The sequence below is a fragment of the Roseateles sp. P5_E1 genome, from assembly GCF_054049335.1.
The window spans coordinates 1-675 of record NZ_JBFUMN010000226.1 but is presented as its reverse complement, the minus strand read 5'-3'; the positions used below and the strand labels follow the sequence as shown (position 1 = coordinate 675).

At 68.3% G+C, this 675-nt stretch carries 1 protein-coding gene; it reads left to right on the top strand.

The genetic code is table 11. The features are described 5' to 3' along the window. Window positions 1-675 (top strand): sulfatase-like hydrolase/transferase (locus ACXJKJ_RS30740; RefSeq protein WP_457395281.1); only part of this gene is annotated, 675 nt, incomplete at both ends.

The following is a 675-nucleotide window of genomic DNA, read 5'->3' as shown; positions in this document are numbered from 1 at the left end:
GTGTTCGCCCACGCGCGCGGCGCTGCTCTCGGGCCGCAACCATCATGCGGTGGCGATGGGCCACATCACCGAGACCGCCACGCCCGCGCCCGGCTACCGCTCCACCCGCCCCAACTCGGCCGTGCCACTGCCGGAAATCCTGCGCCAGAACGGCTACAACACCGCCCAGTTCGGCAAGTGCCACGAAGTGCCCGTGTGGGAGTCCGGGCCCACCGGCCCGTTCGACCATTGGCCGGCCTCCAGCGGCTTCGAGCGTTTCTACGGCTTCATCGGCGGCGAAACCAACCAATGGACGCCCGCCCTGATCGACGGCGTGTCTACCGTCGAGGCACCGCTGGACCCCGGCTACCATCTCATGCCGGACCTGGCCGACAAAGCCATCGACTACGTGCGGCTGCAGAAGAGCCTCACCCCGGACAAGCCCTTCTTCGTGTACTTCGCGCCCGGCGCCACGCACGCGCCCCACCACGTGCCCAAGGACTGGATCGCCAAGTACAAGGGCAGCTTCGATCAAGGCTGGGACGCGCTGCGCGAGGCAACCTTCGCCCGCCAGCGCGAACTGGGCGTCATCCCGTCCGATGCCGTGCTCACCCCGCGCCCGGACGGCATCCCCGCCTGGGACGACATGCCGGCCGAACTCAAGCCAATCCTGGCCCATCAGATGGAGGTATATGC